Genomic DNA, 26,250 nt, shown 5'->3' with positions numbered 1-26,250 from the left:
GTCAACTTAAGCATCCTTTCCTCGGGTGCGTAAGCAGGCGTGCGCCAAGGGCATCATATCCATGGTCGATTTTTCTAGCGCCATCGCCGCACAGCTGGCGGGGCGGACGGTGCGATGCGGCATCCTCGTGCGGTTCGACTTTCCGACGGGAACCAAGCGGGTATGGAATGGGCACCGTGTGCTGCGCACCTCGGATGATCAGCTCTGGTATCCGCTGCGGGTGGTGAGCGATATTTCGGGGCTGAGCCAGGCCGTCAACGGTGCCGCCCCGCCGCTTGATCTGACCGTATCCGGGGTCGATCCTGATTTCGCCGCCAAGGTGAAAGGCGATCGCGCGAACTGGTACAATAGCGTCGTCATCGTACACTGGCAGTTCTTTAATGAAGAGTGGCAGGTCCTTGACGCCCCCATGCCCTTCCGCTTCGCCCAGCTCAAGACGATGTCGGCAAACCGGCAATGGGACGATAGCGGAAAGCGCCATGTCTGGACGGTGACAATCAGGGCTGAAGGGCCTTTCATCAATAATCGCCGCCCCCGTCACGGGTTTTACACGGATAGCGATCAGAAAGCGCGGTCCCCCGGTGACCGGTTCTTCGACCGAGTCGCGGGGATCGAGGGCAAGGTGGTCACATGGCCATGAGGGCGGATCTCCCCGCGTTCCTGCGACGCATGGCCTCCGAGCCTTTCGTATGGGGGTATTTCGACTGTTCGCTTGTGATCGCGGACTGGTGGCTTGCCAATCACGGCATCGATCCGGCCGCCCATCTGCGTGGCGCCTATGACAGCCGGGAGAGCTGTCACGCGCGGCTTGATCGAGAAGGCGGGCTATTGAGGCTGGTGGCGCGGCTGGCGCGATCTGTCGATGCCGCGCGGATCGATGACCCCGCGCCGGGCGCATTCGCGATCGTACGGGCACAGGGAACGCACCTGGCGGCAATTTGCACGCCCGGGCTGCGCTGGGCGATCAAATCGGACCATAGCGTGCTGGTGACGTCCTCTGTCCATCCTGTCGCGATGTGGAGCGTTTGATGTATGCCGCTCTGACTGTGATGGTGCTTCTGGCGTTGACCGTTCCGGCTTCGGCGGATGCCGGGCTAGGAGCGCTGATCGCCTTTGCGTTTTTGCCCGCCTCCACATCCGCCAGCGTGATCGCGGCGGCATCAAGCCTGATCACGCTCGGCATCAGCGTGGGCGTGAGCTATCTCGCCGCCGCACTATTGGCGCCATCCACCCGCGCGCCGACGCCGCAGGAGGTCAAGACCACGCTGCGTAACTCTGTGGGGTCGCGCTGGCGCCATTACGGGCATGTGCTGGTCGGCGGGTCGATGGCGATGACGGAGGCCAAGGACGGGGACCTGCACCGGGTGATCGCCTTCGCCTCCCACAAGATGCACGCGCAACTCGGCTGGGTGATCGATGGGCGCGGTGTCGCTGTTGACGGGGCGGGATGGGTGACTTCGGCGCCCTATCCAGCCAATACGGTAAGGATCGAATACCGGCCCGGCGATGCCTCGCAGACGGCCTATAGTAGCCTCGTGTCGGCTTTGGGGTCGCCATATTGGACCACGGATCATCGCGGCGACGGCGTCGCTCACGCCTATCTGCGGGCGCGCAACACCGAGCCCGAACAGCTTTCAGCTACCTATCCCAATCGCTTTCCCGAGCTTCAGGGGATTTTCGAAGGGGCTGAGGTCTACGACCCGCGCACCGCGAGCGTAGGCTACACCGCAAACTTGGCTCTTGGCCTTCGCGACTACCTGACCCATGTGGATGGCTTGCAGATCGACCCGGCCTATATCGACGATGCCGATTTCATCGCTGCGGCCGATGCCTCTGATGTGCCGGTGCCGATCAAGGTAGGGGGCACAATCCCGCGCTATTACGGCGCGCTCAGCTACAAGTATGACGCCGAGCCGCAGAGCGTCCTGTCGCGTTTCATCACGATGTGCGACGGCGATATCCGGCTCAAGCCTAACGGCAAGATTGGATTTTCGGTCGGGGTGTGGGTGGAGCCGACCGTCACCATTACCGATGAACAGATCATCGATATCGACCTATCCGATGGTGGGGGGCCGCTACGCGAGGCCAATGAGTACAGACTGAAGTACACCGACACCAGCCAATATTGGGCCGAGGTGGAGGCCGAGCCGTGGCGGATCGAGGACGAGATCTCCGATTATGGCGAGGTCCGGTCGGTGCCTATCGAGGCCTATGAGGTCCAGCACCACAACCTCGCCCGCCGACTGATGAAGATCGCGGCGTTTCGTGGCTCGCCGCGCTGGCAAGGCAAGATCAAGACCACGCTGGCTGGCCTGCGCGCCTGGGACCAAAGGTGGATCCGGGTGCAGATCGCCGACATGGAGATCGACGAGACGTTCGAGGTGTCCGGCGTCGAGTTCGACATGGCGTCGATGACGGTTGTGCTCGGCATCGCCTCGTTCTCGGCGGCGGCTTACACCTTCGACCCCGCGACAGAGGAAGGTACCGCGCCGACCGCCGCCGAGGCGGTGCCGGAATCGACACTGCCGGTTCCTGCCGACTTTGCGGCGACGGGGAGTTCGATCGCGGTTTCTGACGGGGTATCCACGCCCGCCATCATCGCCACATGGACCGAGGCGAGCCGGCCGGGCATCCGCGTTGAAGTGCAGTATGCCAACCAGTCGGATGGGATATGGCAGCCGGGCGGGTCGGCGGACGATGGCGAGCAGCGCCTGCTGGTACTCGGCCTCGCCAATGGCGCCACCTATGACGTGCGCGGGCGCAATGTCGGCGTCGGTAGCGCCTCCGGATGGGTAACGATTTCCGGCGTAACGGCGACTGCGGACAGCGCGGCTCCCGCGGCACCCGTCATCACTAGCCTATCGGGGACAACGTCCGCCTCCATCACCTGGAAGATGCCGAATTCGCCGAATGTTGTCGCCGCCCGCGTCTATCGCGGCCCTACCGGGGCATTCCCCGGGCCCGGAGGCGACATATCCGGCCCGATCTATGGAGCGCCCAACGCGCTCGGCTCCTATGACGACAGCCCCGGCGCCGGCCCCTGGTATTACTGGGTCAAGGCGGAAAACGGGTCTGGTGTGCAATCGGCCGCGGATGGCCCGGAAACGATCACCCTGTCATGACAGTAGAATGGCCTGAAATCCTGAAGCCAACCCGGATCACGGACCCGTACCTTGCCGGCAGCTACACCTCTGGCGGGCGCACCAGCTCGGGGCTTGAGCAGCGGGTGTATTCCGACGCGGGCTACTGGCGCCTGTCCTATTCCATCCCCATACGCAATCGCGCGCAGGTTCTGGCATGGCGAGCCATGGCGGGGCGGCTGGCGGCCGGCGAGGATATGCTGGTGAGGGTCTATGACATGCACCGCACAGATGGCGCGCTTGGCGATGTGCAGGAGGCCCGTGTCGCGGCGGATGCGGCGATCGGGTCGACGACAATCCAAATCGAGGCGTCCAATCTAGATATCGAGATTGGAGCCCACCTCACCATCGGCGCGAGGCTCTACCGGGTGATGATCATCGCCGCCAAAACCCCGTCGCTGTCCACGCCCGATCGTCTATCGAGCGACCTTCCGTGGGATGACAGTGCGGTGTGGCTTGAGGAACCTCTGGATGCGCCGACTCTATGGACGCTCGTAGTTCTTCCTCCAGTTCGTGACGATCTGACAACTGGCATGGTCGCCGACTTCAGGTATCTGGCCTTGCTGACCGTGCCGGAGGACCCGTCGTCCCTCCAACTCGATCTTGATGTCGGCAAGTTTGCCGATCCGACGCTGGCGCTCGTCGAGGCGATCTAGGCTCTCAAGGGGTTCACAATGACTGTCAGTTTTCCTCCGCTCGTCCCTGGCGAGGCGGCCGCCTATACGCGTCAGAAGATCAATTCGGCCTTCGCCACGCTTGATGCATTGGTCGACATATCGCCGGATATCCAGACGGCGATCAACGAACCCCCGATCCGCCTGCGCCTGGATGCGACGCCGCTATGGCGGCCGGGGAGCGGGCCTGAACGGTTCGTGAGCGATATCATCGGTGGTGAGAATGCCGCGCCATCCGTTCCGGAGTCGTGGATCATCACGGCGGATCGGGGGCTGGTGACGCGTCTGACCGGGGCGGCGAAGATCGCCCATCGGGGGTTTCAGGCGATCGAACCCGGCCGCACCTATCGCGCCCGCGCAGTCGTCCAGCGCCGCATCGATACGCCTGATCCGGCAGGTGACGCCGTGGCGCTCAAGGCCGCGTGGTATGCGGCGCCGGGGGACTACATTTCGTCGACCACTCTCATGCTGTGGGACGAGCTGACGGTGTCCGATGGTCGGGTATCAACCGAAAAGCAGATCGCGGCATCCGCCGGCTCCGGTATCGACGCCATTGCACCCTCCAGTGCACGCTATGCCCGCCTTTACGTCGAGACATGGGGCACGACGCAGAAGACCGATGTCGAGGTGCTGGCCCTCGCTGATGTCACCGATGCCGAGCTGTGGTCGCCGGACGTCTCCAGCCTTACCTCCCGCATCGGCGCGATCGAGAGCCTGGATCTTGGCTCGCGCATGGCTGCAATCGAATCCGAGATCGGGGCCGCATCAAGCCTGACCTTCTCCACGATCGGGGATTTCGAGGCCGCCACCATCGCCGCGACGCCTGACGCGGTCCGCGTGCTTGGCGAAGACGCGCCACATGATGGCAAAGGGTCCTATTGGATTCGCTCCGATGCCATGAACGGAACGCTCCAATCCGTTGATGGCGCCTGGTGGAAAAAGACCCGGTTCGACGCCAACTTCGTCATCTGCCCTCTGGATTTCGGCGCGGTCGGCGATGGGGTCGCGGATGACGCTGCCGCGATCAATGCCGCGCTGGATGCGATACGGGTCCGTGTTTCCTTCCTGAGCGGCCTCACCTCGGCTCGAATGAGCGCCTGTGATTTTGTCTTTGACGGTCAGGGTGGCACCTATGTCGTTTCGGATAGCATCAATGCGACCGACATCACGGCATGGAATCTTCGTCTCCAGAACCTCGTATTGATCGGTAAGTGCACGGGCAAGCCGATGCTCGATCTCAGCGGGTCGCGCGGCTATACGTTGTCCAATATCCACTTTCATGGTGACCGCGCGAACATGCCTTCTCACGCGTGGGTCGCGGCACGTTCGGCCACTACCGGTTTTTCGGGTGGCGCCCTGTATTTTCAATGTTCGTCGGACGGTCATTTCAGCAAGGCCGTCTACAACAAGTATGCGCAGGAAAGCTCCAAGGAGATCTATTGCCGCTGGTATCAGTTCAACCCTGATGCGGACGCTGTCGCGATCCATCAGGGTGCGAACGTATTCGCGATGACATCGGAATTCACGACACTTCTTACCGGGTCGCATTCCTTTATCCACAACAGCTATGATCATTCCGTATGGGCCTATATCGCGGTCGACCACTCGACCAATGTACTCGGGGTAACCAATGCGCTGAACGCGGTCATCACGGTCGACTATCCCACGCCGTTCGAGGTCGGGAAGAAGATCGGGTTCACTGGCGTGGGCATGGCCGGGCTCGACAAGCTCACCGGCACGATCACCAGCATCGTCGGGTCGACGATCACCACGGATATCGACACGACGGCCCTGCCGACATTCTCCGGCGGGGGCATCATGCACCGGACGCAGACCGGGCCTACGCTTCATATCGTGGACCCGAAGGGCACCCATTACCGGGATTGCTATTCGGTCAATTTCGGCGGACCGACGCATATCATCTTCGAATTCTCAGAGTTGCATCCCACGGGAAGCCTTGAGGATATAGAATTCGAGGTTCTGTTCGAAGGATCGGGAACAGAGGACGCTATCCTCTTCGCCCCGCATGATCGGGACTGCATCCTCTCCGGCTTCTGCCTGCGCACCTATACCGGCTATACGACCGAGTCGATCATGCATTGCGGGCCGGAGGCCGGCGGGTCGCTCACCATCCACGCCGAATACATTCAGTCCACCGGCAACGCCTATGGTCAGGATGTGTTCAAGCGCGAGCCGGGGGATACATCCACCATTTATGGCGGTACGGCGGTTCTTGATAGTACTGCAGCATCAGATGGGTTCGTGGGGACCATGGTGACGCCGCGTGACACTGGAATCCCCTTCATCGCCGGGCCTTATAACGGCTACAGAGCAGTGGTGGCGGCCCCGCTCTATGGGTCTTTTGGTGCGGGCGGCACGGCAGGATTTGACTGCGTGCAGGCGCCCAATAACGTCATCAAGGGAAATCTGTTTGTGTCCGTCCCGGACAACGGGGACGGAACAGGGGTCGTCAATGTGACCATGCCCTATGCCCCGAGAAACTACATGACCTTTATTGGCAGCAATACCGTTACCAAGGAAATCGTGCTCGGCACGCTTCCCGCGGGGTCGACGACGCTGGTGCTGTTTAAGGCGCTCGGGTCCTACCCCGTCGCGTCGGGGCAAGGCATCTCCATGAACGTGGAGTACTTCGTCGACTCGTAAGGTCGTCACCTTCTCTTTCAAGTCCCCGCCACGCCGCCTCCGGGCGGCTTTTTCATGTCCGCAAATCCTGCGCGCTGCGGGATGCCTATCCATGTCTGGAGATCTTCATGGCCCCCGGAATTAACGTCGGCACCAACGATCCTGATGTGGTGTTCACGCTGCCAAATATTGATCTTACCGGCAGCGACATCGACCTTTCTTTGTCGTGGCAGGGTGGATCACTGCGCCTGACATCGGAATCCGGTCGCCTTGTCGTGGCGGCGGATGGTGCGGGCAACAGCACTATTACCTGGCAGCATACGATCAGCGAATCGCAGATGTTCCGCGCGCCGCTGGTCTATGACCTCTGGCGGACGATCGACGGCCGCACGTCGAAGCTTGATGCCGGCCTCTTCGCCATTGCGAGAAGTGGCGCGATCATAGGGTCTTCGTCAGCCTCCATACTTGTTCCTGGCGTTCAGGGGCCCGCTGCTTTTGTCCCGCGCGGCGCGTGGCAAGCCGGAACCTATCAGCCGCGCGATGCAGTGACGCATAACGGATCCACCTGGTGGACGCAGGTAGAGACGACGACCGAGCCGGGCGCCGCCGGCGCGGACTGGGAGATTCTGCTCGACGGCACCGGTGCTGCGGCCGACCGGCAGGCGGCGGCGGATGCGGCGGCGCTCGCGGTGCCGGCCGCCACGACCGCCGGGAATGCTGCCGAACTGGCCACAACCGCACGGGACGACGCGATCGCCGCCCGCGATCAGGCCATCGCGGCGACCCGTTACACCCGCATCGCGGCAGATGGCCATGCGCTGGTCGCGGGCTCCCGCATCCTTGCCGATCTCTCGGCCGGGCCGCTGACATGGTCCATGCCGGCAGCGCCGAGCGCGGGCGATATTGTGGGGCTGATGGTCGATGGCGATGCCGCCGCATCCCCTCTCACGCTTGAAGCAGGGGACGAGAGTTTCCTCGGTGGATCGACGCTCATCGTCGATCTCGCGGGCGCGCGGCTCGATCTCGTCTATGTCGATGGTCTTTGGAGGTTTTGATGCGGGTCTCAGACACGGCCGGATCGGCACGCATCGGTGTGCTCGATGACACCGGGGTGATGATCTATCCAGACAGCTACGAAGTGACAGCGGTCACCCGCGACCCGGCCGGCAATCTGCTGACGAAGACCATCTCCGATGGATCGACGACGTGGGTGCAGACAGTTACCCGCGACGCTTCCGGCAATTTTTCAACTGTTAGTAGGTGGGTGCGCCAATGAATGAGATCGATATCGAGATGGCGGGTGGTCTCACCAAACCCGGCATGCTCCGCGCTCTTCCAGGATCAGCCTTGTGGACCGCGCTCCGGCTGCGCAGCGCCATGTCCGCCGCCAAGGTTCCGGTGCTGACCGCGTCCCCGCCGACTATCACGGTGCCTGGCGCCACCAATCCCTACGGAGGATCAGAGACGTTTTTCCACGCGCCTGACGTGCGAGATCGGTGCTTTACCTTTCTCCGTGGTTCGTGGGCGGAGTTCAATGTCGGCGGAACCCGGTACATGGGGCCTGGTGCCGTGGTCACCTATAGTCCTTCGTTGACCACGGGCGGCTCGGCTCCGCTCTGGTCGTTCATGTGCGATGCTCCCGATCTTGCCATTACTTTCAGATCGCCGAGTAGCGGCGTGCGCATCCTGATTGACGGTGAATTCGCCCACGAGGGTGGTCTCGCGATCGGCGAAGGCTCTGGCGCGCCCTGGCACATCAGAATTGAGCACGGATCCCGCAAGCCGCGCCTCTACGAGATTTATGCCAACGGGAACTTCTATGTTCGCGGCATCCGGTGCGCCTCGGCGCTGGATCGTGTGTGGCCGGCGCCGCAGACCTATGATGACCTTCGCGGCGTCATCATAGGTGATAGCTTCACGGAGGGTGGCGCGAACGGTCTTCCCGAAGACTTGTGGGGTTATGGCTTTGGGGCCAGTCTGCCCTATCACCTTGGCACGCGCGATCTGCGTGCGTCGGGAAGCGGCGCGACCGGCTATCTCGCGGACGCTTTGGGCACGCGCTACAACGCGTTCCAGCGTCTAGGCGACCTGACGTCTGCCAATCCGCACTTCGCCCTCCTGCCGCTTGGAACCAACGACAACGAGGCCGTCATGTCGGCCGAGCAGCAGGTGTCGGACTATCTCGACCTCGCTCAAGCGGCGCTGCCGAACTGCCTGTTTTTCGTGTTCTCGAAGTTCGCGAACAGCTTTCCGAGTTCCTACGATACGTCTAGCCAGTACCGCGACGGCCAGCGAGCCGCCTGCGCGGGCCGCAAGCGCGTCTGGTACACGGACACGGTCGGCTACACGCAGGCCGGCCCGAACTACCAGCAGACCGCCTGGGTCACGGGCGGCGGCACGGTGTACGCGCCCAACGGCGTCGGCAATGCCGACCTGGCAGTCGGCCGCCCTGCACCCTACACGCCGGACTCCACTCATCCCAACGAGTGGGGCCATCAGCAGGTGTACGCGCCGCGCATGGCGGCCGCCGTGCGCGACGGCCTCGATCAGATGATCGCACAGGACCTCTTGGTCTAGCGCCACCCCATAATCCGGAGACCGCCATGCGGCTGGTTGAAAACTGGCGCGCCGTGCTGGCGCGCGCGTGGAGCGTCCGCTTGCTCCTGCTGGCCGGGCTGCTGTCCGGTTTTGAGGCCGCGATGCCGTTCGTGGGGGATTTTTTGCCGATCCCATCCGGCGCGCTCGCTGCCCTTACCACCCTCGTCGTGGCCGGCGCCTTCGTGGCGCGGATCGTGGCGCAGAAGGATATCCGCTGATGCCCACCCAGAAGCTCAAGCCCAGCAAGCGGGCCTCGGTCGCGCTCGCCGCCGTCATGGCGGCGGCGCTCTCGATCGGCGGCCTCTGGTATGTCGCGGCGCCGGGCGGCAAGCAGTACCCGGCCGCCGTCGTGCTGGCGGTCGAACACATCATCAAGGATTGGGAAGGGCTACGCCTCACCTCCTATCGCGACATGGTCGGGGTGTGGACGATCTGCTGGGGCGAAACCAAGGGCGTGCGCGCCGGCATGCGCAAGACCCGGCCCGAATGCGAGGCCATGCTCTATGAGCGGGTCGACCGCGATTATTACGGTGCGATCGCCAAGTGCGCGGCGCCGAACTTCGCGAAGGCGCCGGTGTCTGTGCAGGCCTCCATGATCTCGGGCGCCTTCAACTTCGGCGTCGGGGCGTGGTGCCGCTCGACCGCCTCCCGAATGATCCGCGCCGGCAAATGGCGCGAGGCCTGCGACGCGCAGACCGCCTTCAACCGCGCCGGCGGGCGGGTGGTCAACGGCCTAGTCAAGCGCCGGGAGATGGGAGACGCCTTCCGAATTGGCGAGGGTGAGCTGTGCGTGACGGGGGTGGAGTGATGATCACCGAAGAACAGCGGCAGATTGAAGTCGCCGGGCGCCACGGCCCCGAAGTCGTCGGTTATGTGATCGATCGAGCGACATCGTGTCTCCGCATGTACTCGATGACCATAGACCCCCTCCGCAAGGTAGCGAGGCAGCTCGGCTATGCAATCACTACGCATGGTTCGCTGGTAAAAGACATTGATTTGCTAGCCATCCCGTGGACGGAAGATGCTGTGGAGGCGGAGGTTCTCGCGGCGGCCGTCATCGAGATCATCCGCGCCGCTGACGAAAACGAGTTCGCCATAGTTGATCGCGACTGCCCGCGGCCTAAGCCGCACGGTCGTCGCTGCTGGTCGATCCATTTCACCGGTGGCGGATTCTTCGATTTTGGCGTCATGCCGAGGGGGGCGGGCTGATGGGTTGGCTTCTCGACCTTTTCCCCTCCTGGACCAACGGGCTGGCCGGCTCCACCTTCGCGATTCTTGGCATCGCGGCGCTGTTTTACGGCTTCATCCCGGCTCTTCCGTTTCGGACGGTGGTGCAGGTCGGCGGCGCGCTGGCGCTGGCCTATGCCTGCTACACCACGGGCTATGCCGGGGCGCAGGCGGCGTGCGAGGCCGAGCAATTGCGAGCTGAACTCGCCGCCGCCCAGCGTGATCTTTCCATCGCCAAGTCCGCTGCCAAGGACGCTAGCCGCCGCGCCCATGTGCTCGATGAGACCCTCCAGGCCAAACAGGAGCGCCTTGATGACTACGAATCCGCCATCGCGGCGCGCCCAGACACTCGCTGCCCTCTTACTGCTGATGATCTGCGCGGGGTGCGCGGCGGCCCCTAAACCGGCTCCGGTGCAACTGCCTGATGCACCGGCATGGCTGGCGCCCGTTCCCGCGCCGGCGCTCAAGGTCGGCATGGACGCCCGCGTCGCGCTGGCGCGAACCTACACCGCGCTTGCGCTGGCGAACGGCAGACTTGACCAGGGGCGCCAATGGTACGGCGAGGTGCAGTCGAGTTTCGAGGCCAATAGCCGAGGGAGGACGCCATGACGGGACCGATCACTTGGGAGGTCGTCATTGCCATGGGGACGATCCTCGGCGCGATCGTCGGGGTGTGGTTGCGGATCGAGTATCGGATCAAGGCCGAGGTTGCGCCGAAGGATATGCAGCTTGCCGCCCTGCATGCCGAGGTGCGCCTGCTCGACAAGCAGCTCGGCGAGCACAAGCTCTATGCTGCGGAGCACTATGCGCGAAACGACAGTCTGGCGCAGATGCGCGAGGAAATCCTCACCCGCCTCGACAACATCAGCGGCCGGATCGACAAGGCATTCACACCGGCAGCGCGGGCAAGGGGGAACGGATGATCGATGCGGTGACCGAGCGCATCATCCGCGATCGCGCGACGGGCATGATCCTAGTCCGCCGCCGGCATAACCGTGTGAACGGCACGGCAGCGGAGCTGGCTGCATTAGTGGCGCTGCTGATCCGCGCGGCCTATGAGGCCCCGAAGGGGCTGCATGACAGCTCGCCACTACCCCGCAGCGCCTGGGTGCCGTCACTGACAGATCCTCCCGAAATCGCAGCCCCGCCTCCATCTGGAGGGCGGGTTTTTTCTGCGTTTGGATTGACGCTTGGCTCAATCCGTTCTCATCATGTTCTCATGTCAGGTGAAAGCACTCTTATCGGGTTTCAATGCCAGTGTGGCCGGCGCACGGTCTATGTGCGCGAGACCATGATGCAGATGTGGGCGAGGCAAGGTGAAAGCGTCCACGCCGTGCGGCTACGCATGCGGTGCAGGGAGTGCGGCGAACGCGCACCAAATGGACCCTATCCCCTGAATGATGGATTCGAGCGCACGCTCTGGGTGACGTCGGATAGTTCGATCAGTTTGGCATGGAAGGTCGATGGGGAAACATAACGTTGGCGGTTTCGTTGGCGCCGGGCCATCCGCATCTTCCAATATTGATATAACCCATTGAAAATATTGGTGGGCCCGGCAGGACTCGAACCTGCAACCAGACCGTTATGAGCGGTCGGCTCTAACCATTGAGCTACAGGCCCGGCCGGCTGCCGCCAGGCGCGGCGCGACCCTAGCAAAAGGGTGGGGCGCCGCCAACCGGGCATCGGCGAATGCTGTGGGCGCGGGTGGAGATGTCCACCTTCCTGGTTCCATTGCTCGCGCCCGCCCCATTGCCGCCGTGTTCGCACAGTGCTGTGCCGCTTCGTCACCCGGCCCGCTGTCCGAGGATTAAGCGAACCATGAAGTTTCTGCCCGCCTGCCTGATCGCCGCGTCCCTGATGGGTGCCATTGCTCCTGTCGCGGCGCAGGATATGTCCGCTGTTCCCCGCCGCCCGACCCTCACCGTGACCGGGGAGGGGACCGCGTCCGGGGTGCCGGACATGGCGTCGTTCTCCAGCGCGGTGGTGAGCGAGGCCAAGACCGCGCGCGAGGCGCTGGACGCCAATTCGGCGGCGGTGGCGCAGATGATCGCCGCCATCAAGGGGGCCGGCGTCGAGGCGCGCGACGTCGCGACCTCCGGCTTCTCGATCCAGCCGCAATATGCGCCGCCCAAGAAGGACAGCAACGAGGCTCCCCGCATCACCGGCTATGAGGTGCGCAACACCGTTTCGGTGCGTCTGCGCGAGCTCGCGCGCCTCGGCGAGTTGCTTGACCAGGTGGTCACCTCCGGTGCGAACCAGATCGGCGGCATTGCCTTCGACATCGCCGACCCCAGCGCGCTGGAGGACAAGGCGCGTGTTGCCGCCGTCGAGGATGCCCGTCACCGCGCCGAGATCATGGCCGCCGCCGCCGGCCAGCGGCTGGTGCGCGTGCTCGCCGTCAGCGCGGACGGGGCGATACCGCCCATGCCGCGCATGGTGGCTTCAACCATGATGATGAAGGCCGATTCGGTGCCGGTCGAGGCCGGCGAAACCGAAGTGCGGGCGAATGTGACGCTGGTCTACGAGATCGAGCCGCGCTGAACGGGGCGGCTCAGCCGGCCGGCGGGCGCGGCCTCAGCACCGCGAGCGCCGCCGGCTTGATGCGATAGGTGAGCGGCACGTTCTCCCGGTCCAGCTCGCCGTCGGTCGACACCCAGCAGCGGCTGCGGTTCGGGCGGCGCAGCACGATTTCCTGTCCGGTGAGGCTGATGATCTCCGGATTGTTCCGCCAGGTATCGTTGACCATGTCGGCGCCGGCCTTGAGCCGGGCCAGCGCGCCGCGCTCCTCGACGATGTGCACTTCCAGCACGCCTTCGTCGAGCCGGCCGCGATGCCAGCCCGGCCCGGAGAACCGGTTGACCGAGACCAGAGCCGCCAGCGCGTCGAAATGGCGGGTCTCGCCGTCGACCGTGACATCGAGTTCGAACCGGCCGGACCTCCTCAGCGCGTAGAAGGCGGCGAGGGCCACGGCGACAAACCGCCAGAGCTTCAGCTTGCGCGCCATCTCGCGGGCGCGTGCCATCTGGCTGAAGAAGCCCATGCCGGAAATGGTGTGGAAGATGCGGTCGTTCAGCGTGGCGAGATCCACCTCGCCGGGCTCGGCGGTCGAGAGCGCGGCAATGGCCTGATCCAGATCGACCGGCATGCCGATGTCGCGGGCAAGCAGGTTGAGCGTGCCCAGCGGCAGGATGCCCAGCACCTTGCCGGAGCCATGCAGGCTGCGGACCGCAAGGCTGACGCTGCCATCGCCGCCGCCGACGACGACCGTGTCGTGCGGGCCGTTCCCCGAAGCGCGAATGGCGCGCAGGAAGTTCTTGCCGCGCAGCAGGTGAACCTCGACGGTGCGTCCCCCGCCGCCAAGACCGCGCTCCACCAGGGCGCGCACCTCCTCCGCGTTGCGGTCGAGCAGCGTGCCGGCATCGGCGTTCAGCAGGGCGATGGTGTTTTTCATGGGGGCGGTTTCGGGATGAGCGGCGCGGCATTCTGAACCATCCGGCGCCACAAGGAAGCGGGAGAATAGACCAAACGCGCCGAGGCGCCGCAAGTTGCGTGGCGCCGGGCATTCGGGCAGGCTCGCCCTCGAATTCCCGTTCGGGCTTCAGGCAGGTGGCATCATGACAGTGGGACAGGAAAAGGCCGGGATCGTCCGCCTGAGGGCGGGAATTCTGGTGCTGGTGGCGCTGGTCTTCATCTCCGCCAGCGCGGGGCGCTGGACCGCGGCGCTGTTCTCGCTGAGCTGGGTCTGGGCGGCGCTGATCGGGATCGTGATTGCCGCGATGATCGCCCTGATCGTGACCCGCCTGGACCGGGTCGCCTATTTCGGCATCGCGGCGATCGTGACGCTTTTCGGGGCCTATACCGCCTATGATTTCGCGCGCGGGCCGGTGGACTGGTCGCAGGGCTGGGCGCTTGTTCTGGCGCTGGTGCCGGCGGTGCTGCTGGCGGCGGCGTTCTGGGATTTCCGGCACATCGTCGCCGAGGTACGGGCCTGGGCCAACAGCCGGAACTGAAGCGCGGCCGCCCGGAGCGGGCTCCGGACGGCCGGGGCGGGGATCAGCCGCCCACGAGTTCGCGGCACAGCGCCACGATGCCCGCATCATAGGCGCGCGGTTCCGACAGGACGCCGGTGCAGCGCGTCTTCTTGACGGCGAAGTTGGTGCCGGAATTGGCGTTGACGCGGCGGCTGGCCGTGGCCGAGGGACGAGCCGTGCCACCATTGCCGGCGGAGCCGCCATTGCTCGCCGAGCCGCCACCGGAGCTGGCGCCGGGTGTCATGCCGACGGAGCCGCCGCCGGTCCCGCCGCCACTACCTCCGCCGGTATTGTCGCCGGTGTCATCGCTGCCGCTGAAGGCGCGACCGATGCCCAGGCTGACCGTGGCAAGGCTGCTGCCGCCGACATCGGCCTTGGCGTCCGCGACCAGGCCGTTGGTGCCGCCGATACGGGCATTGGCATTCACGTCGGCCACCTGCCCCTTGCCGGCCACGGTGGCATCGGCCGTGGCGTTGACCCCGCGCTCGCCGAGCAGCCGGGCGCCGAACAGCGCATCGGCAAGGGCGCGCGAGGGCGAGCGGCGATCGCCGACGGTCGCTTCCGCGTTCACCGCCGTGCGGCGCGCATTGACCTGGGCATCGACGCCAAGGCGCCGCTGCGCGCTGCTGCCCACGACGGCATTGGCGTTCACGCCGTTCGGGCCGAGGGCCTGGGCGTCCACATTCGCGATAGTGCCGGTGCTGTTGCGCGAAAGCAGCGGCTTCAGCCTGAACAGATTGAGTTCGAGACCGAACAGGCTGGCCGTTGCGCCGTTGGAGAGCGAGCGGTTGGACGCGTTGTCGCTCCGGCTTGCGGACCGGGTGCCGGCCGCGCCTGTCTCGGTCGTGCCGCTGTTCTGGGAACCGGAACTGGCGACCGAGCCGCCAGTGGTGCTGGTACTCCCGGCGGCCGCTGCCGTGCTGCCGCCCGATAGCGCGCCGCCCACGCCCGAGGTCAGGCCGGAGACGGCATTGCCCACGCGCTCCGTGGTGCCGGAAACCGCATCGCCGACTCCGCCGACTACCCCGTCTCGGCTCGCCAGCGCGCCGCCGATCCGCGAGGTGACGCCGCCGACCGCGCCGCCGACGCCGGAAACCGCACTGTCCGCCGCGCTGCCGACCTTCGATACCGCACCGCCGATTCCTGCGCCGCCCCGCGCTCCGGCTCGGGCATCCGCCGTCGCCGGGATCATCAGAAGACATGCCACGATCGCACCGATACTCGCGCTACTAGGCCCGCGACGATGCTCTTCTCTGTCAATGTGCCACATGATTGGGCTCCCTGTCTGTTTAGGACGTCAGCGCCCGTAAAGAAGATCTGACGTCAGGAGTCATACGCACAATATGACGCAACAGTTGCAGCAACATGTCAAAATAATTGCATAAATTATTTACGTATAGACGTATATTTATTGTATAGTTATGAAACAAATAAACAAATGTCGAATTAATTACAGTGATTGATTCAAATTTAATTCAATTTAGATCGCATATTTCAGTAATGGTGATCCGCGCGGGACCGGTTCTGCGCTGATCTAGTCAGTTCGCACACATGCGGTGCTTGCTGAGCTTGCGGCTTCAATTGCGCGGGCGCGAGCGAACGCGGCTTTAGCGGCCTCCGGTGTCGCTTCGCCGCCCAGACCTTCGGCCAGCGCGCTGGCGTAGCGCCGCATGTCCACGGAGGCCCCGCTCGCGCAGGCCCGCTCCAGCGCGCCAAGTGCAATCCGCCGCAATTCGGGCGCGCCGGCATGGCGCAGTCCCTCGCCGACCTCGCGGCAGAACAACGGCACCCCGTTCGTCACCGAGCGCGCGAACCAGGGCAGGGCCAGGTCGAGCCGGCCGGTGCGCTCCAGCAGCAGACGGGCATAGTCGAACTGGCCGCGATAGTCGTCGCCCTCGGCACCGCGGCGATACCAGCGCAGCGCTGCCGCCGGCCGGGCCGGCCGGTTCCAGCCATGTTCAAGGAAACGCCCAACCATCGAGGCGGACTTTGCGTGGCCCGCGCGTGCCGAGCGGACATACCAGTGCAGCGCCTCATCCCGCTCGGCCGGGGTGTCGGTGCCGCCGAGCAGCAGGGTGGCGAGATTGAACTGCGCCCAGGCGTGGCCTTTCTCCGCCGCCGTTCGATACTGCCGCGCGGCGGCGACGGGGTCGCGTTCGACGCCCCAGCCGCATTCGTGGCAGCGCCCCACCATGTTGATCGCCTCCGCGTTTCCCGAACCCGCGGCAATGGAGAACCAGCGAAAGCCGGCCTGCGGATCACGCGGAACGCCATGACCGTCCACCAGCATCCGGCCCCAGGCGAGCTGCGCGTTGACCAGCCCGCTGAGCGCGGCCGCGCGCACCCAGTGGGCCGCCTGCTCGGGTCCCTCACTGATGCGCGCGCGCAACACATCGGGGCCCATTCGCTTCAGTTCGGAGAAGGAAATCCAGTGGTCGGCCATGGCGGGACGGCGTGCTCCGGGCGGCGCGGCGACGGTGGCGCGTCAGCCGGCAATCGAAATTTCGTTGAGTTACATAAGGTCCATGTTCGGAAACCAACAAGTAGCGCGCGGCAGATTTAGTTTTGAATAATTAAAATATGAATCTGGACGCGAAATGCTCAAGTCGTCATTGGAATAGATAAAAAACATAATGTTTGAAGACACTTGGAATCACGGATAGGAGACCGAGAAAGATACCAATAAGGGGTTGGGCAAGATGAAAACTTTGAGAACGCTTCGGTCGCAGGCTCCTAATGCTGCTTTGACGGCCGGGCTTGCTGTAACGATGTCGGCAATACCGATGTTCGGGGCGGTGGCGCAGGAAGCCGCCGACTCAACGCTGGGTGAGGAGCTCTCCACCATCACCGTGGAAGGTGATGGCTCGCCGGCGAACACGCTCGAAGCGTCCACCGGCCTGTCGCGCCTGCCCGGCACGGTGCAGGACACGCCGCAGACCGTTCAGGTCATCACCCAGCAGACCATGCAGCAGCAGGGCGTCACCACGCTGGAGCAGGCGCTGCGCAACGTTCCCGGCGTCACCTCCGGCATCGGCGAGGGCGGCGGTGGCATGAATGGCGACCAGTTCCGCATTCGCGGCTTCCAGGCCAAGGGCGACATCTACATCAACGGCCTGCGCGATTTCGGCGTCTATGTCCGCGACAGCTTCGCCTATGAGAGCGTCGAGGTGTTCAAGGGCTCGACCTCCGAGAGCTTCGGCGTCGGCACGACGGGCGGCGCCATCAACTCCACGCTGAAGGCGGCGCATCTGGGCGACAAATATGATGTCGAGGGCCAGTTCGGCAGCGGCCCGCTCTATCGCGGCGTGTTCGACATCAACAAGCAGTTCGGCGACACCTCGGCCATCCGCATCGTCGGCATGGTGAACGAGCAGGACGTCGCCGACCGCAACCATGTCGAGTCGAACCGCTATGGCGTCATGGCCGATGTCGGCTTTGGCCTCGGCACCGACCAGACGCTGCACGTCAACTACCTGTACCAGCACGGCGAGCGCACGCCCGATTACGGCGTGCCCGTCGTCACCCCGCAGTTCGGCGACGTCGCGCGCTTCGGCTCGCTGGGCCAGCCGGTGACGGAGTTCGGCGTGCCGCGCGACACGTTCTACGGCAAGGTGACCGACCAGGACGTGACCGACGTCAACATGCTGACGGTGAACTTCAAGAAGGAAGTCAACGACTGGCTCACCGTCTCGAACGACACCCGCTTCGGCTACTACACCCGTGATTTCGCGACCACGGTTCCGGGCTGCTCCACCGGCGGCAGCCGTGGCTCGACGCCGACGGAAGCCCAGTATGCGGCGAGCTGCACCGGCCAGTTCTTCGCCGGCATGGATCCCGACATCAGCTTCGGCGGCGGCAATCCCGGCTATTATCAGGAGAGCTGGAGCGTCCAGAACATCACCACCCTGACCGCGAAGTTCGAGACCGGGGCCCTGCGCCACGAACTGGTCGCGGGCATCGACCTCAACACGACGTCGAGCGAGCGCACGCTGGTTTCCGTTGCGGGCGACAAGGGCACCTCGACGATCTGGAACCCGGTCTACGAGAACACCACGGGCTACTATCTCTACTCGAACCCCTACGGCAACAACGGCCAGCGGGATTCCTCGGCCAATGATTTCGGCGCCTTCATCAGCGACCGGGTTTGGTTCACCGACCAGATCTCGCTGCTCGCCGGTGCGCGCTACGACAGCTATTCGTCCGACTATTCCTATTGGACCACGACGGGCGGCGGGCAGTGGGTGAACGCGGACAGCCACACCACCTTCTGGAGCCCGAAGGTCAGCGTGATCTGGGAGCCGACACAGTTCCAGACCTATTATGTGAGCTGGGCCAAGTCCTTCACCCCGCAGGGCGCGTTCCCGACCAACGACATCACCGTGGTCAATGCCGACCAGCAGGATCTCGACCCCGAGGATAACGAGACCTGGGAGGCCGGCTTCAAGGTGTCGTTCCTGGAGGGCAAGCTGGGCGTGACCGGCGCGCTGTTCCGCACCGACAAGAGCAACGCCTTCTATACCGACCCGGTGACCGGCGACACGGTCGAGACCGGTGAGAACCAGCGCGTGCAGGGCGTGGAACTGGGCCTCACCGGCACCATCACCGAGGCATGGTCGATCCAGGCGTCCTACGCCTATTACGACAGCGAGATCATGACCTCGACGACGGATGAGTATGTCGGCAACGAGGTGCCCTTCGTCTCGACGAACAACTTCACTCTGTGGACGACCTACAATCTCAGCAAGGCCTTCCACCAGATTCCGGGCCAGCTGCTGGTGGGCGCGGGCGTGACCTACGCCGACGAGTACTACACCAACACCGCCAACACCGCGATCATTCCCGAGACCTTCTCGCTGGACGCGCTGGTGTCCTACGAGAAGGACAATTACCGGGTGGCGCTCAATGCCTACAACCTGACCGACGAGCTGAACTACGCCGCCGGCTGGGGCAACCGCGCCGTCCCGGCCTCGGGCCGCACCTTCACCCTTACGGTGGGCGCGACCTTCTGATCAGGCGCCCCTCGTTTTCGATCGACCGCTTCAAATTGGGGGAGGGCAGGCACGTGCCTGCTTTCCCCTCTTTTTGTTTTCTCCTCCCGCTGTTTGGACGTTGCCCATGCTGATCCAGATCCCCGACATCCTCACCCCGGAGGAAGTGGCCCATTGCCGGGCCGTTCTCGACGCCTCGCCCTGGGTGGACGGGCGCGTGAGCGCCGGTCCGCAGGCGGCGAAGTCGAAATTCAACCTGCAGATTCCGGTGGAATCGCGCGAGGCGCAGGAACTGGGCGACGTGATCCTGCGCGCGCTGGGGCGCAACCCGATCTTCAATTCCGCGGCGATGCCGCTGCGCGTGCTGCCGCCGATGTTCAACCGCTACGATGTGGGCATGAAGTTCGGCGCCCATGTCGACGGTTCGATACGCTCCATTCCCGGCACCGGCCAGCGCCTGCGCGCGGATGTTTCGACCACCATCTTCCTCACCGATCCGGCCGAGTATGATGGCGGTGAACTCGTGATCGAGGACGCCTATGGCGCTCAGGAGGTGAAGCTGCCCGCCGGCCACGCGGTGGTGTACCCCGCCACCAGCCTGCACTCGGTCAACGAGATCACGCGCGGCAGCCGCTGGGGTTCGTTCTTCTGGTCGCAGTCGATGATTCGCGACCAGGGCCAGCGCGCGATGCTCTATGACCTCGACATGGCGATCATGGCGACGCGCACCAAGCTGCCGGACGAGGATCCCGCCGTGCTCGCGCTGGCCAATGTTTACCATAATCTGGTGCGAAGCTGGGCCGAGCTGTGAGGAGTTGACGGGCCGGGGCGGGCGGTCGAGCTTCCCAGAATCGCCCATCGGAATCCCACCCATGACCTCGCTGCTGTCGCCGGCCCTGCTGCCGATCTTCCTGCTGTTCGCCTCGAACGTGTTCATGACGTTCGCGTGGTACGGCCACCTCAAGCACACCTCGGCGCCGCTGCTGATCGCGATCGTCGCCAGCTGGGGTATCGCTCTGTTCGAATACTGCCTCGCCGTGCCGGCCAACCGGTACGGCTCGATGGTCTATTCGACGGCGGAGCTGAAGACGATGCAGGAGGTGATCACCCTCATCGTGTTCGCCGGCTTCTCGGTGCTGTGGCTGAAGGAGCCGCTGCACTGGAATCACCTGATTGGCTTCGCCTTCATCGCGGTGGGCGCCTATTTCATCTTTCAGAAGTGGTGAGGCGCGCTCAGTCCGCCGGGGCGAGGCGCAGCAGGCGCCCGGGCGCGTTGTCGGTGAGCAGCCACAGCGCCCCGTCCGGGCCCTGGCGGACATCGCGGATGCGCTCGCCGAAGTCACCCAGCAGCACTTCCTCCCCGACCACATGCTCACGCGCCGGGTCCAGCCGCAGCCGCACCAGCCGCTGTCCGGCAAGCGCGCCCGTGAACAGGTCGCCCTTCCACGGCGCGATCAGGTCGCCGGTGTAGAAGGCCAGTCCCGACGGCGCGATGGAAGGGTCCCAGTACTTCACCGGCGGCTCCATGCCGTCCTTCTGGGTGCCTTCGCCGATGGAGAGGCCGCTATAGTCGCGCCCATAGGTGATGACCGGCCAGCCATAGTTCTTTCCGGCCTCGGGATGGTTCAGCTCGTCGCCCCCGCGCGCGCCATGCTCGATGGTCCACAGCCGCCCCGTCTGCGGGTCGAGCGCGGCGCCCTGCACATTGCGGTGGCCGTAGCTCCAGATTTCCGGCCGCGCATTCGCCAGCTTGGCGAACGGGTTGTCCTGCGGCGCGCTGCCGTCCGGCCGGATGCGCACGATCTTGCCGAGATGGTTGGAGAGCCGCTGGGCCTGGTCACGCTCGCTGAAGCGGTCGCCAAGGGTGACGAAGAGCGTGCCGTCGCGGGCGAAGACGAGGCGCGAGCCGTAATGCGCGCTGCCGCCCACGGCGTGCTGCTGGCGGAAGATCACCTCCACATTGTCGAGCCGGGCGCTGCCCGCGTCCTCCACCAGCTTGCCGCGCGCGACGCTGGTGCCGGACGAGCCTTCGCGCGGTTCCGCATAGGAGAAATAGACCATTCGACTCATGTCGAAGTCGGGCGCGAGCACCACGTCGAGCAGGCCGCCCTGGCCGCGGGCATAGACCGGCGGCAGGCCGGCGACGGGTGCCGAGACGGTGCCGCTGCGGCGGACGATGCGCAGCTTTCCGCTGCGCTCGGTCACCAGCATGCGTCCGTCCGGGAGGAAGGCGAGCGACCAGGGATGATCGAGCCCGCCGGCGACGGTTTCCACCGTCAGTGGCCCGGCGGAACTGTTCACCGTCACGCTTTCCTGCGCCGGGGCCGGGACCGCGCCAAAGAGAAGGGCGAAGGCGCCGGCGAGGAAGGTGAGACGGGAAACGGTCCTCAAATCTGCGCTCCGCAATGCGATCGGGTCGCGCATGGTTAGATCACGGCACGCACCGCGCCAATACACCCCGCCTGAAAACGCCGTGATGGCGCGCCAGCGGCGGCGAGGGGCTCAGCCCTCGCGGCGGCGGGAGGCGGCGTCGCGCGCGTCCGGCTGCAGCGTGCTGCGCAGCATGAAGCTGGTGAGGCCGCACATGCCCACGAAGCCGGCGAGCAGCACCGCACCCATGGCGATCCGGGCGTCGCTGGCGGCGGCGGGGTGGATTTCCAAGGCGGAGACGCGCTGGAGGCCGAACATGCAGAGCACGGCCACGATGGCGAGTGTCAGCGAAAGCACGAGGCCGGCTTCCAGCAGCGCGCGGCGAAGACGACGGCCCGTCGTGTGACGGGGGGCGGCCAGTTCGGCAGTGTGACGCGGCATGGCGAAGTCCCTTCCAATGGGCGGTTCGTCTGTCTGACGAAAGGGAGATTCGCATCCGATCCCGACCCGGCTTCGGCGCGACTTTGCGCGAGCCGGCGCCATTTCAGGGCCATTTCAGGGCAAAAGGTTAAGCCCCGTTTACCTTCTCAGTTTCCAGCGGCGCCGCCACGTCGGCCAGCGCGCCTGTCGCCACGTCCTGGGGGGTCTGCGGACGCCAGTCCATGGCGACATGGCCGGGGTCGGCCTTCACCCGCTCCAACCAGTTCCGGACCGCCGGAAAGGGGGCGAGGTCGAACTCGCCTTCTTCCGCCACATGGGTGTGGGCGAACAGCGCGATGTCCGCGATGGTGAGCGTCTCCTCGGCGAAAAAGCGCCGCCGCCCGAGGTGGCGCTCCATCACGCCCAGCGCCGCATAGCCATCCTCCATCCATCGATCCATGTCGTGGGTGCGCAGTTCGCGCCCGCCACGCACCAGCTTCAGCCAGAAGCGCGCGGCGCCGATGGCGGGCTCGTGGCTGTGCTGCTCGAAGAACATCCAGCGCAGCACCTCCGCGCGCGCCAGCGGCGCCTGCGGCAACAGGTGCGTACCCTCGGCGAGGTAGAACAGGATCGCGTTGGATTCGGCCAGGAAGCGCCCGCCGGGCAGCTGCAGCAGCGGCACCCGGCCTTCGGGATTTTTCATCAGGAATTCAGGCGTGCGATTCTCGCCGCGCAGGATGTCGACATCGACCAGCGTGAAGGGAACGCCGAGTTTGGCGAGGGCCAGCAACACCTTGTAGCAATTGCCGGAGCTCTGCATGGCATGGAGCTTGAACACGCGTGACGTCCCGTCATCCCCGAACGAATCCCGGCAAGGGCGTCAGAGTAACGCATCGTCGGGCCCGGCAGCAGGTGGGGAATCGCTTGCGAGTGCGCAAGGGCTCGACTAGTTGTCGCGCGCAACAACCACAGGGAGACCGGCCATGAGCCTCATTTCCTCCGCCCTCAAGCGCATCAATCCCTCCCAGACCATCGCCATTTCCAACAAGGCGCGGGAGCTGAAAGCAGCGGGCCGGGACGTGATCGCGCTCGCCGCCGGCGAACCCGATTTCGACACGCCCGAGAACGTCAAGGAAGCCGCGATCAAGGCGATCCGCGACAACCAGACCCGCTACACCGCCGTGGACGGCATCCCGGAGCTGAAGGCCGCCATCGTCGCCAAGTTCAAGCGCGAGAACGGCCTCGACTACAAGCCGAGCCAGGTCACGGTCGGTACCGGCGGCAAGCAGGTGCTGTTCAACGCTATGGTGGCGACGCTGGACGTGGGCGACGAGGTCGTCATCCCCGCGCCCTACTGGGTCAGCTATCCCGATATCGTGCAGTTCGCCGGCGGCACCCCGGTGCCGGTGGAGACCCGGCTTGAGGACAACTTCAAGCTCCAGCCCGCCGATCTCGAGGCCGCGATCACGCCGAAGACCAAGTGGCTGATCTTCAACTCGCCCTCGAACCCGACCGGCGCCGCCTACAGCCGCACCGAGATGAAGGCGCTGACCGACGTGCTGATGAAGCACCCCCATGTGTGGGTGCTGACCGACGACATGTACGAGCACCTGGTCTATGACGACTTCGAGTTCGTCACCCCGGTGCAGGTCGAGCCCTCGCTCTACGATCGCACGCTGACCATGAACGGGGTCTCCAAGGCCTATTGCATGACCGGCTGGCGCATCGGCTACGCGGCGGGTCCCGAGGCGCTGATCAAGGCGATCGGCACGCTGCAGTCGCAGTCGACCTCGAACCCGAACTCGATCGCGCAGTGGGCCGCCGTCGAGGCGCTGAACGGGCCGCAGGACTTCATCGCCGCCAACAACAAGGTGTTCAAGGAGCGGCGTGACCTTGCCGTCTCCATGCTCAACCAGACCGCCGGCCTGACCTGCCCGAAGCCCGAAGGCGCGTTCTATGTCTACCCGTCCTGCGCGGGCCTGATCGGCAAGTCCACGCCGGCGGGCAAGGTGATCGAGAATGACGAGGTCTTCGCGACCGAGCTGCTCGAAGCCGAGGGCGTCGCGGTGGTGCATGGCTCGGCCTTTGGCCTCGGCCCGGCATTCCGCATTTCCTACGCCACCGCGACCAAGGATGTGGAAGAGGCCTGCCTGCGAATCCAGCGCTTCTGCGGTTCGCTGCGCTGAGGTAATATCTCCCTGTCCGGCCGGGCATTCGCACCGGCCGGACATCGCCGCGCGCATTCCATCGCTGGTTCGCCCGAACCGGCCGCGCGTGCCCCAGGGAGTGACCTTTATGATCCGTACTGTACTGTCGCGCGGGCTTCTGGCCGCCGCGCTCGTCGTCGGCGCCGGCGTCAGTCTTGCCGCCGCTGCTCCCGCTCCCGCCCCGACCAAGCGTGTCGAAGTCGGCATGCTGTCCTGCGTCGGCAGCAAGTCGGTGAGCTTCATCATCGGCTCCAAGCGGACGCTCGACTGCACCTTCAAGACCCATCGCGGCGCCACCTATACTTATGAGGGCACCATCCGCCGCTGGGGCCTCGACGTCGGCGTCACCGGCCGCAACACGCTGCTGTGGTCCGTCCTGGCGCCCTCGCGCGGCGTGCAGTCGGGCGACCTCGACGGCAAGTATGTCGGCGTGTCCGGCAGCGTGGCGCTTGGCATCGGCGCCGCCGGCAACGTGCTGGTGGGTGGCTCCAAGAGCACCATCGCGCTGCAGCCGTTCAGCATCGAAGGCCAGACCGGCGTCAACCTCGCGGTCGGCGTCGGCAGCCTGTCCCTGCGCTCGAACTGATGACGTGAAGGTCGCCGGCGGTGCCGTGGGGCGCCGCCGGCACTTTTTTCTCCAAATGCACGGTTAGTTGAAGGCCGGCGTGAAATAGATTGGGTCCCGCGCGCGTATTCTCCCTGTCACTGCTTGAGGAGATCGCCATGCACATCCGCCGTCGGCCATCGTGGGAACTGCCCGAAAGCGCGGCGACCCCCGAATCCGTCTACATGTCCCGTCGTGCCCTGCTGGGTGCGGGCGCCGGTCTTCTCGGTGCCGTGGGCCTGTCCGCCGGCGCCGAGGCCGCGGGCTTTCTCGACGCGCTCGGTCTGGGCGGTGCCAAGGCGCCCAGCGGTCCCGCGCCGGGCGACCCCGCCAACGACCCGACCCGGGATCTCTATCCCGCCCGGCACAACGACGCCTTCACCCTCGAACGGCCGATCACGCCGGAGGACATCAGCGCGAACTACAACAATTTCTACGAGTTCGGCTCCGAGCGCTCCAACTACCAGATCGCCGACGTCGCGGCGAAGATGCCGCGCCGGCCCTGGACCGTGAAGATCGACGGCCTGGTGGAGAAGGAGCGTGAGGTCGGCATCGACGACATCATCCGCGCGATGCCTCTGGAGGAGCGGCTCTACCGTCACCGCTGCGTCGAGGCGTGGTCGATGGCGGTGCCTTGGACCGGCTTTCCGGTGAAGGAACTCGTCGCCTTCGCGAAGCCGCTCTCCAGCGCGAAATTCGTCCGCATGGAAACCTTCATGAACCCGGACGTCGCGGCCGGGCAGCGGCGCTTCACCTATCCCTGGCCCTATGTCGACGGACTGACCATGGCGGAGGCGACCAACGACCTCGCCTTCTTTGTCACCGGCGTCTACGGCAAGCCCGCGCCCAATCAGTTCGGCGCGCCGCTGCGGCTCGCGGTGCCGTGGAAGTACGGCTTCAAGTCGGTGAAGTCGATCGTGCGGATTTCCTTCGTCGCCGAACAGCCGGTCGGGTTGTGGGAGAAGATCCAGGGCCGGGAATACGGGTTCTGGGCCAATGTGAACCCAGATGTCCCGCATCCGCGCTGGAGCCAGGCCACGGAGCGCGACATCGGCACCGGCGAGCGCCGGCCGACCGTGATCTACAACGGCTATGGCGAACAGGTCGCGAGCCTTTATGCCGGGATGAGCGGCGACAAGCTGTTCATGTGAGAACGCCCAGGCGCGGGACAAGAAAAAAGCCGGGCTCCACGAAGGAGCCCGGCTGAGTCTCGTCGCCGAAGCGACGAACCTTCCAGAGGGGAACAGCCGAAGCGCTTGCCTCGGCGTCACGGTTCATATGATCAACGACAGGGCATCTTTCAATGGAAAATGCCCGCATGGCAGGCATGCGATATTGCATCGCAATG

General features: G+C 65.0%; 29 protein-coding genes and 1 tRNA gene. 23 read left to right on the top strand and 7 right to left on the bottom strand.

What is annotated here, in order from left to right; genetic code table 11:
* Window positions 1-61 precede the first annotated feature (61 nt).
* From G3A50_RS02125 to G3A50_RS02055, 15 genes are all read left to right on the top strand, one after another.
* On the top strand, window positions 62-640 hold the full coding sequence (locus G3A50_RS02125) for a hypothetical protein (protein ID WP_163073669.1): 579 nt from the start codon (window positions 62-64) through the stop codon (window positions 638-640).
* Window positions 637-1,029 carry a DUF6950 family protein gene (locus G3A50_RS02120; protein WP_163073197.1) on the top strand — a complete coding sequence of 131 codons (393 nt, stop codon included), beginning with the start codon at window positions 637-639 and terminating at the stop codon, window positions 1,027-1,029. Before G3A50_RS02125 ends, G3A50_RS02120 begins: the two co-directional genes overlap by 4 nt.
* Window positions 1,029-3,122: a phage tail protein gene (locus G3A50_RS02115; protein WP_163073668.1), complete on the top strand. Its 2,094-nt coding sequence runs from the start codon at window positions 1,029-1,031 to the stop codon at window positions 3,120-3,122. Before G3A50_RS02120 ends, G3A50_RS02115 begins: the two co-directional genes overlap by 1 nt.
* A complete protein-coding gene (locus G3A50_RS02110) occupies window positions 3,119-3,796 on the top strand; it encodes a hypothetical protein (protein ID WP_163073665.1) in 678 nt (225 codons plus the stop codon). Before G3A50_RS02115 ends, G3A50_RS02110 begins: the two co-directional genes overlap by 4 nt.
* Before the next feature lie 18 nt (window positions 3,797-3,814).
* The gene (locus G3A50_RS02105; protein WP_163073663.1) at window positions 3,815-6,478 is read left to right on the top strand and encodes a glycosyl hydrolase family 28-related protein; all 2,664 of its coding nucleotides are present in this window, start codon (window positions 3,815-3,817) and stop codon (window positions 6,476-6,478) included.
* Window positions 6,479-6,624: 146 nt separating this feature from the next.
* On the top strand, window positions 6,625-7,512 hold the full coding sequence (locus G3A50_RS02100) for a hypothetical protein (protein ID WP_163073661.1): 888 nt from the start codon (window positions 6,625-6,627) through the stop codon (window positions 7,510-7,512).
* Entirely contained in the window at window positions 7,512-7,733 is a 222-nt protein-coding gene (locus G3A50_RS02095) for a hypothetical protein (protein WP_163073659.1), read from the top strand. Before G3A50_RS02100 ends, G3A50_RS02095 begins: the two co-directional genes overlap by 1 nt.
* On the top strand, window positions 7,730-9,034 hold the full coding sequence (locus G3A50_RS02090; protein ID WP_163073657.1) for an SGNH/GDSL hydrolase family protein: 1,305 nt from the start codon (window positions 7,730-7,732) through the stop codon (window positions 9,032-9,034). The genes G3A50_RS02095 and G3A50_RS02090 overlap by 4 nt, the downstream gene beginning before the upstream one ends.
* A 26-nt stretch (window positions 9,035-9,060) precedes the next feature.
* Window positions 9,061-9,273 (top strand): DUF7940 domain-containing protein, encoded by a 213-nt coding sequence (locus G3A50_RS02085; RefSeq protein ID WP_163073655.1) that lies wholly within the window; start codon window positions 9,061-9,063, stop codon window positions 9,271-9,273.
* Window positions 9,273-9,863 carry a lysozyme gene (locus G3A50_RS02080; RefSeq protein WP_163073653.1) on the top strand — a complete coding sequence of 197 codons (591 nt, stop codon included), beginning with the start codon at window positions 9,273-9,275 and terminating at the stop codon, window positions 9,861-9,863. Before G3A50_RS02085 ends, G3A50_RS02080 begins: the two co-directional genes overlap by 1 nt.
* On the top strand, window positions 9,863-10,264 hold the full coding sequence (locus G3A50_RS02075; RefSeq protein ID WP_163073651.1) for a hypothetical protein: 402 nt from the start codon (window positions 9,863-9,865) through the stop codon (window positions 10,262-10,264). The genes G3A50_RS02080 and G3A50_RS02075 overlap by 1 nt, the downstream gene beginning before the upstream one ends.
* Window positions 10,264-10,683, top strand: coding sequence for a hypothetical protein (locus G3A50_RS02070; RefSeq protein ID WP_163073649.1), 420 nt, complete (start codon window positions 10,264-10,266; stop codon window positions 10,681-10,683). Before G3A50_RS02075 ends, G3A50_RS02070 begins: the two co-directional genes overlap by 1 nt.
* Before the next feature lie 10 nt (window positions 10,684-10,693).
* Window positions 10,694-10,891, top strand: coding sequence for a hypothetical protein (locus G3A50_RS02065; protein ID WP_246252040.1), 198 nt, complete (start codon window positions 10,694-10,696; stop codon window positions 10,889-10,891).
* Window positions 10,888-11,205 carry a hypothetical protein gene (locus G3A50_RS02060; protein ID WP_163073645.1) on the top strand — a complete coding sequence of 106 codons (318 nt, stop codon included), beginning with the start codon at window positions 10,888-10,890 and terminating at the stop codon, window positions 11,203-11,205. Before G3A50_RS02065 ends, G3A50_RS02060 begins: the two co-directional genes overlap by 4 nt.
* Complete coding sequence (locus tag G3A50_RS02055) at window positions 11,202-11,759, top strand: hypothetical protein (RefSeq protein ID WP_163073643.1); 558 nt, start codon at window positions 11,202-11,204, stop codon at window positions 11,757-11,759. Before G3A50_RS02060 ends, G3A50_RS02055 begins: the two co-directional genes overlap by 4 nt.
* Before the next feature lie 67 nt (window positions 11,760-11,826).
* Here the strand turns inward: G3A50_RS02055 and G3A50_RS02050 are convergent.
* Window positions 11,827-11,902, bottom strand: a tRNA-Ile gene (locus tag G3A50_RS02050).
* 198 nt (window positions 11,903-12,100) lie between these two features.
* Here G3A50_RS02050 and G3A50_RS02045 point away from each other — a divergent pair.
* Entirely contained in the window at window positions 12,101-12,823 is a 723-nt protein-coding gene (locus G3A50_RS02045; protein WP_163073641.1) for an SIMPL domain-containing protein, read from the top strand.
* Window positions 12,824-12,833: 10 nt separating this feature from the next.
* Here G3A50_RS02045 and G3A50_RS02040 read toward each other — a convergent pair whose 3' ends face one another.
* On the bottom strand, window positions 12,834-13,733 hold the full coding sequence (locus G3A50_RS02040) for a diacylglycerol/lipid kinase family protein (protein ID WP_163073639.1): 900 nt from the start codon (window positions 13,731-13,733) through the stop codon (window positions 12,834-12,836).
* Window positions 13,734-13,896: 163 nt separating this feature from the next.
* Here G3A50_RS02040 and G3A50_RS02035 point away from each other — a divergent pair, with 163 nt between their 5' ends.
* The gene (locus G3A50_RS02035) at window positions 13,897-14,292 is read left to right on the top strand and encodes a hypothetical protein (protein ID WP_163073638.1); all 396 of its coding nucleotides are present in this window, start codon (window positions 13,897-13,899) and stop codon (window positions 14,290-14,292) included.
* A gap of 43 nt (window positions 14,293-14,335) precedes the next feature.
* Here the strand turns inward: G3A50_RS02035 and G3A50_RS22490 are convergent, their stop codons facing one another.
* Window positions 14,336-15,520, bottom strand: a complete 1,185-nt coding sequence (locus G3A50_RS22490; protein ID WP_246252038.1) for a hypothetical protein — start codon at window positions 15,518-15,520, stop codon at window positions 14,336-14,338.
* 327 nt (window positions 15,521-15,847) lie between these two features.
* Entirely contained in the window at window positions 15,848-16,756 is a 909-nt protein-coding gene (locus G3A50_RS02025) for a tetratricopeptide repeat protein (protein ID WP_163073636.1), read from the bottom strand.
* 325 nt (window positions 16,757-17,081) lie between these two features.
* Between G3A50_RS02025 and G3A50_RS02020 the strand changes: the two genes are divergently transcribed.
* From G3A50_RS02020 to G3A50_RS02010, 3 genes are all read left to right on the top strand, one after another.
* Complete coding sequence (locus tag G3A50_RS02020; protein ID WP_246252036.1) at window positions 17,082-19,322, top strand: TonB-dependent receptor; 2,241 nt, start codon at window positions 17,082-17,084, stop codon at window positions 19,320-19,322.
* Window positions 19,323-19,428: 106 nt separating this feature from the next.
* The gene (locus G3A50_RS02015; RefSeq protein ID WP_163073632.1) at window positions 19,429-20,112 is read left to right on the top strand and encodes a Fe2+-dependent dioxygenase; all 684 of its coding nucleotides are present in this window, start codon (window positions 19,429-19,431) and stop codon (window positions 20,110-20,112) included.
* A 61-nt stretch (window positions 20,113-20,173) separates the two neighbouring features.
* Window positions 20,174-20,527 (top strand): DMT family protein, encoded by a 354-nt coding sequence (locus G3A50_RS02010; RefSeq protein ID WP_163073630.1) that lies wholly within the window; start codon window positions 20,174-20,176, stop codon window positions 20,525-20,527.
* A gap of 7 nt (window positions 20,528-20,534) precedes the next feature.
* Here G3A50_RS02010 and G3A50_RS02005 read toward each other — a convergent pair whose 3' ends face one another.
* The 3 genes from G3A50_RS02005 to G3A50_RS01995 all read right to left on the bottom strand — a co-directional run bounded on the left by G3A50_RS02005 (window position 20,535) and on the right by G3A50_RS01995 (window position 22,929).
* Window positions 20,535-21,725: a PQQ-dependent sugar dehydrogenase gene (locus G3A50_RS02005; RefSeq protein WP_163073629.1), complete on the bottom strand. Its 1,191-nt coding sequence runs from the start codon at window positions 21,723-21,725 to the stop codon at window positions 20,535-20,537.
* Between the two features lie 78 nt (window positions 21,726-21,803).
* Complete coding sequence (locus G3A50_RS02000; protein ID WP_163073627.1) at window positions 21,804-22,112, bottom strand: hypothetical protein; 309 nt, start codon at window positions 22,110-22,112, stop codon at window positions 21,804-21,806.
* Between the two features lie 127 nt (window positions 22,113-22,239).
* Window positions 22,240-22,929: a glutathione S-transferase family protein gene (locus tag G3A50_RS01995; RefSeq protein ID WP_163073625.1), complete on the bottom strand. Its 690-nt coding sequence runs from the start codon at window positions 22,927-22,929 to the stop codon at window positions 22,240-22,242.
* 145 nt (window positions 22,930-23,074) lie between these two features.
* On the opposite strand from G3A50_RS01995, the gene G3A50_RS01990 reads away from it, so the two are divergent.
* The 3 genes from G3A50_RS01990 to msrP all read left to right on the top strand — a co-directional run bounded on the left by G3A50_RS01990 (window position 23,075) and on the right by msrP (window position 26,053).
* Window positions 23,075-24,277 carry a pyridoxal phosphate-dependent aminotransferase gene (locus G3A50_RS01990; RefSeq protein ID WP_163073623.1) on the top strand — a complete coding sequence of 401 codons (1,203 nt, stop codon included), beginning with the start codon at window positions 23,075-23,077 and terminating at the stop codon, window positions 24,275-24,277.
* A 109-nt stretch (window positions 24,278-24,386) separates the two neighbouring features.
* A complete protein-coding gene (locus G3A50_RS01985; protein WP_163073621.1) occupies window positions 24,387-24,884 on the top strand; it encodes a DUF992 domain-containing protein in 498 nt (165 codons plus the stop codon).
* Between the two features lie 137 nt (window positions 24,885-25,021).
* A complete protein-coding gene (gene msrP, locus G3A50_RS01980; RefSeq protein WP_163073620.1) occupies window positions 25,022-26,053 on the top strand; it encodes a protein-methionine-sulfoxide reductase catalytic subunit MsrP in 1,032 nt (343 codons plus the stop codon).
* The last annotated feature ends 197 nt before the right edge of the window (window positions 26,054-26,250 follow it).

The sequence above is a fragment of the Ancylobacter pratisalsi genome (assembly GCF_010669125.1).
In the GTDB taxonomy this organism is placed as follows: Bacteria; Pseudomonadota; Alphaproteobacteria; order Rhizobiales; family Xanthobacteraceae; genus Ancylobacter; species Ancylobacter pratisalsi.
This window is presented reverse-complemented; position numbering and strand designations above follow the sequence as displayed.

What these genes read in the sequence shown, in the direction of transcription:
- G3A50_RS02125 (WP_163073669.1), top strand. Translation starts at nt 62, where the DNA reads ATGGTCGATTTTTCTAGCGCCATCGCCGCACAGCTGGCGGGGCGGACG.
- G3A50_RS02120 (WP_163073197.1), top strand. Translation starts at nt 637, where the DNA reads ATGAGGGCGGATCTCCCCGCGTTCCTGCGACGCATGGCCTCCGAGCCT.
- G3A50_RS02115 (WP_163073668.1), top strand. Translation starts at nt 1,029, where the DNA reads ATGTATGCCGCTCTGACTGTGATGGTGCTTCTGGCGTTGACCGTTCCG.
- G3A50_RS02110 (WP_163073665.1), top strand. Translation starts at nt 3,119, where the DNA reads ATGACAGTAGAATGGCCTGAAATCCTGAAGCCAACCCGGATCACGGAC.
- G3A50_RS02105 (WP_163073663.1), top strand. Translation starts at nt 3,815, where the DNA reads ATGACTGTCAGTTTTCCTCCGCTCGTCCCTGGCGAGGCGGCCGCCTAT.
- G3A50_RS02095 (WP_163073659.1), top strand. Translation starts at nt 7,512, where the DNA reads ATGCGGGTCTCAGACACGGCCGGATCGGCACGCATCGGTGTGCTCGAT.
- G3A50_RS02090 (WP_163073657.1), top strand. Translation starts at nt 7,730, where the DNA reads ATGAATGAGATCGATATCGAGATGGCGGGTGGTCTCACCAAACCCGGC.
- G3A50_RS02085 (WP_163073655.1), top strand. Translation starts at nt 9,061, where the DNA reads ATGCGGCTGGTTGAAAACTGGCGCGCCGTGCTGGCGCGCGCGTGGAGC.
- G3A50_RS02080 (WP_163073653.1), top strand. Translation starts at nt 9,273, where the DNA reads ATGCCCACCCAGAAGCTCAAGCCCAGCAAGCGGGCCTCGGTCGCGCTC.
- G3A50_RS02075 (WP_163073651.1), top strand. Translation starts at nt 9,863, where the DNA reads ATGATCACCGAAGAACAGCGGCAGATTGAAGTCGCCGGGCGCCACGGC.
- G3A50_RS02070 (WP_163073649.1), top strand. Translation starts at nt 10,264, where the DNA reads ATGGGTTGGCTTCTCGACCTTTTCCCCTCCTGGACCAACGGGCTGGCC.
- G3A50_RS02060 (WP_163073645.1), top strand. Translation starts at nt 10,888, where the DNA reads ATGACGGGACCGATCACTTGGGAGGTCGTCATTGCCATGGGGACGATC.
- G3A50_RS02055 (WP_163073643.1), top strand. Translation starts at nt 11,202, where the DNA reads ATGATCGATGCGGTGACCGAGCGCATCATCCGCGATCGCGCGACGGGC.
- G3A50_RS02045 (WP_163073641.1), top strand. Translation starts at nt 12,101, where the DNA reads ATGAAGTTTCTGCCCGCCTGCCTGATCGCCGCGTCCCTGATGGGTGCC.
- G3A50_RS02040 (WP_163073639.1), bottom strand. Translation starts at nt 13,733, where the DNA reads ATGAAAAACACCATCGCCCTGCTGAACGCCGATGCCGGCACGCTGCTC.
- G3A50_RS02035 (WP_163073638.1), top strand. Translation starts at nt 13,897, where the DNA reads ATGACAGTGGGACAGGAAAAGGCCGGGATCGTCCGCCTGAGGGCGGGA.
- G3A50_RS02025 (WP_163073636.1), bottom strand. Translation starts at nt 16,756, where the DNA reads ATGGCCGACCACTGGATTTCCTTCTCCGAACTGAAGCGAATGGGCCCC.
- G3A50_RS02020 (WP_246252036.1), top strand. Translation starts at nt 17,082, where the DNA reads ATGTCGGCAATACCGATGTTCGGGGCGGTGGCGCAGGAAGCCGCCGAC.
- G3A50_RS02015 (WP_163073632.1), top strand. Translation starts at nt 19,429, where the DNA reads ATGCTGATCCAGATCCCCGACATCCTCACCCCGGAGGAAGTGGCCCAT.
- G3A50_RS02010 (WP_163073630.1), top strand. Translation starts at nt 20,174, where the DNA reads ATGACCTCGCTGCTGTCGCCGGCCCTGCTGCCGATCTTCCTGCTGTTC.
- G3A50_RS02005 (WP_163073629.1), bottom strand. Translation starts at nt 21,725, where the DNA reads ATGCGCGACCCGATCGCATTGCGGAGCGCAGATTTGAGGACCGTTTCC.
- G3A50_RS02000 (WP_163073627.1), bottom strand. Translation starts at nt 22,112, where the DNA reads ATGCCGCGTCACACTGCCGAACTGGCCGCCCCCCGTCACACGACGGGC.
- G3A50_RS01990 (WP_163073623.1), top strand. Translation starts at nt 23,075, where the DNA reads ATGAGCCTCATTTCCTCCGCCCTCAAGCGCATCAATCCCTCCCAGACC.
- G3A50_RS01985 (WP_163073621.1), top strand. Translation starts at nt 24,387, where the DNA reads ATGATCCGTACTGTACTGTCGCGCGGGCTTCTGGCCGCCGCGCTCGTC.
- msrP (WP_163073620.1), top strand. Translation starts at nt 25,022, where the DNA reads ATGCACATCCGCCGTCGGCCATCGTGGGAACTGCCCGAAAGCGCGGCG.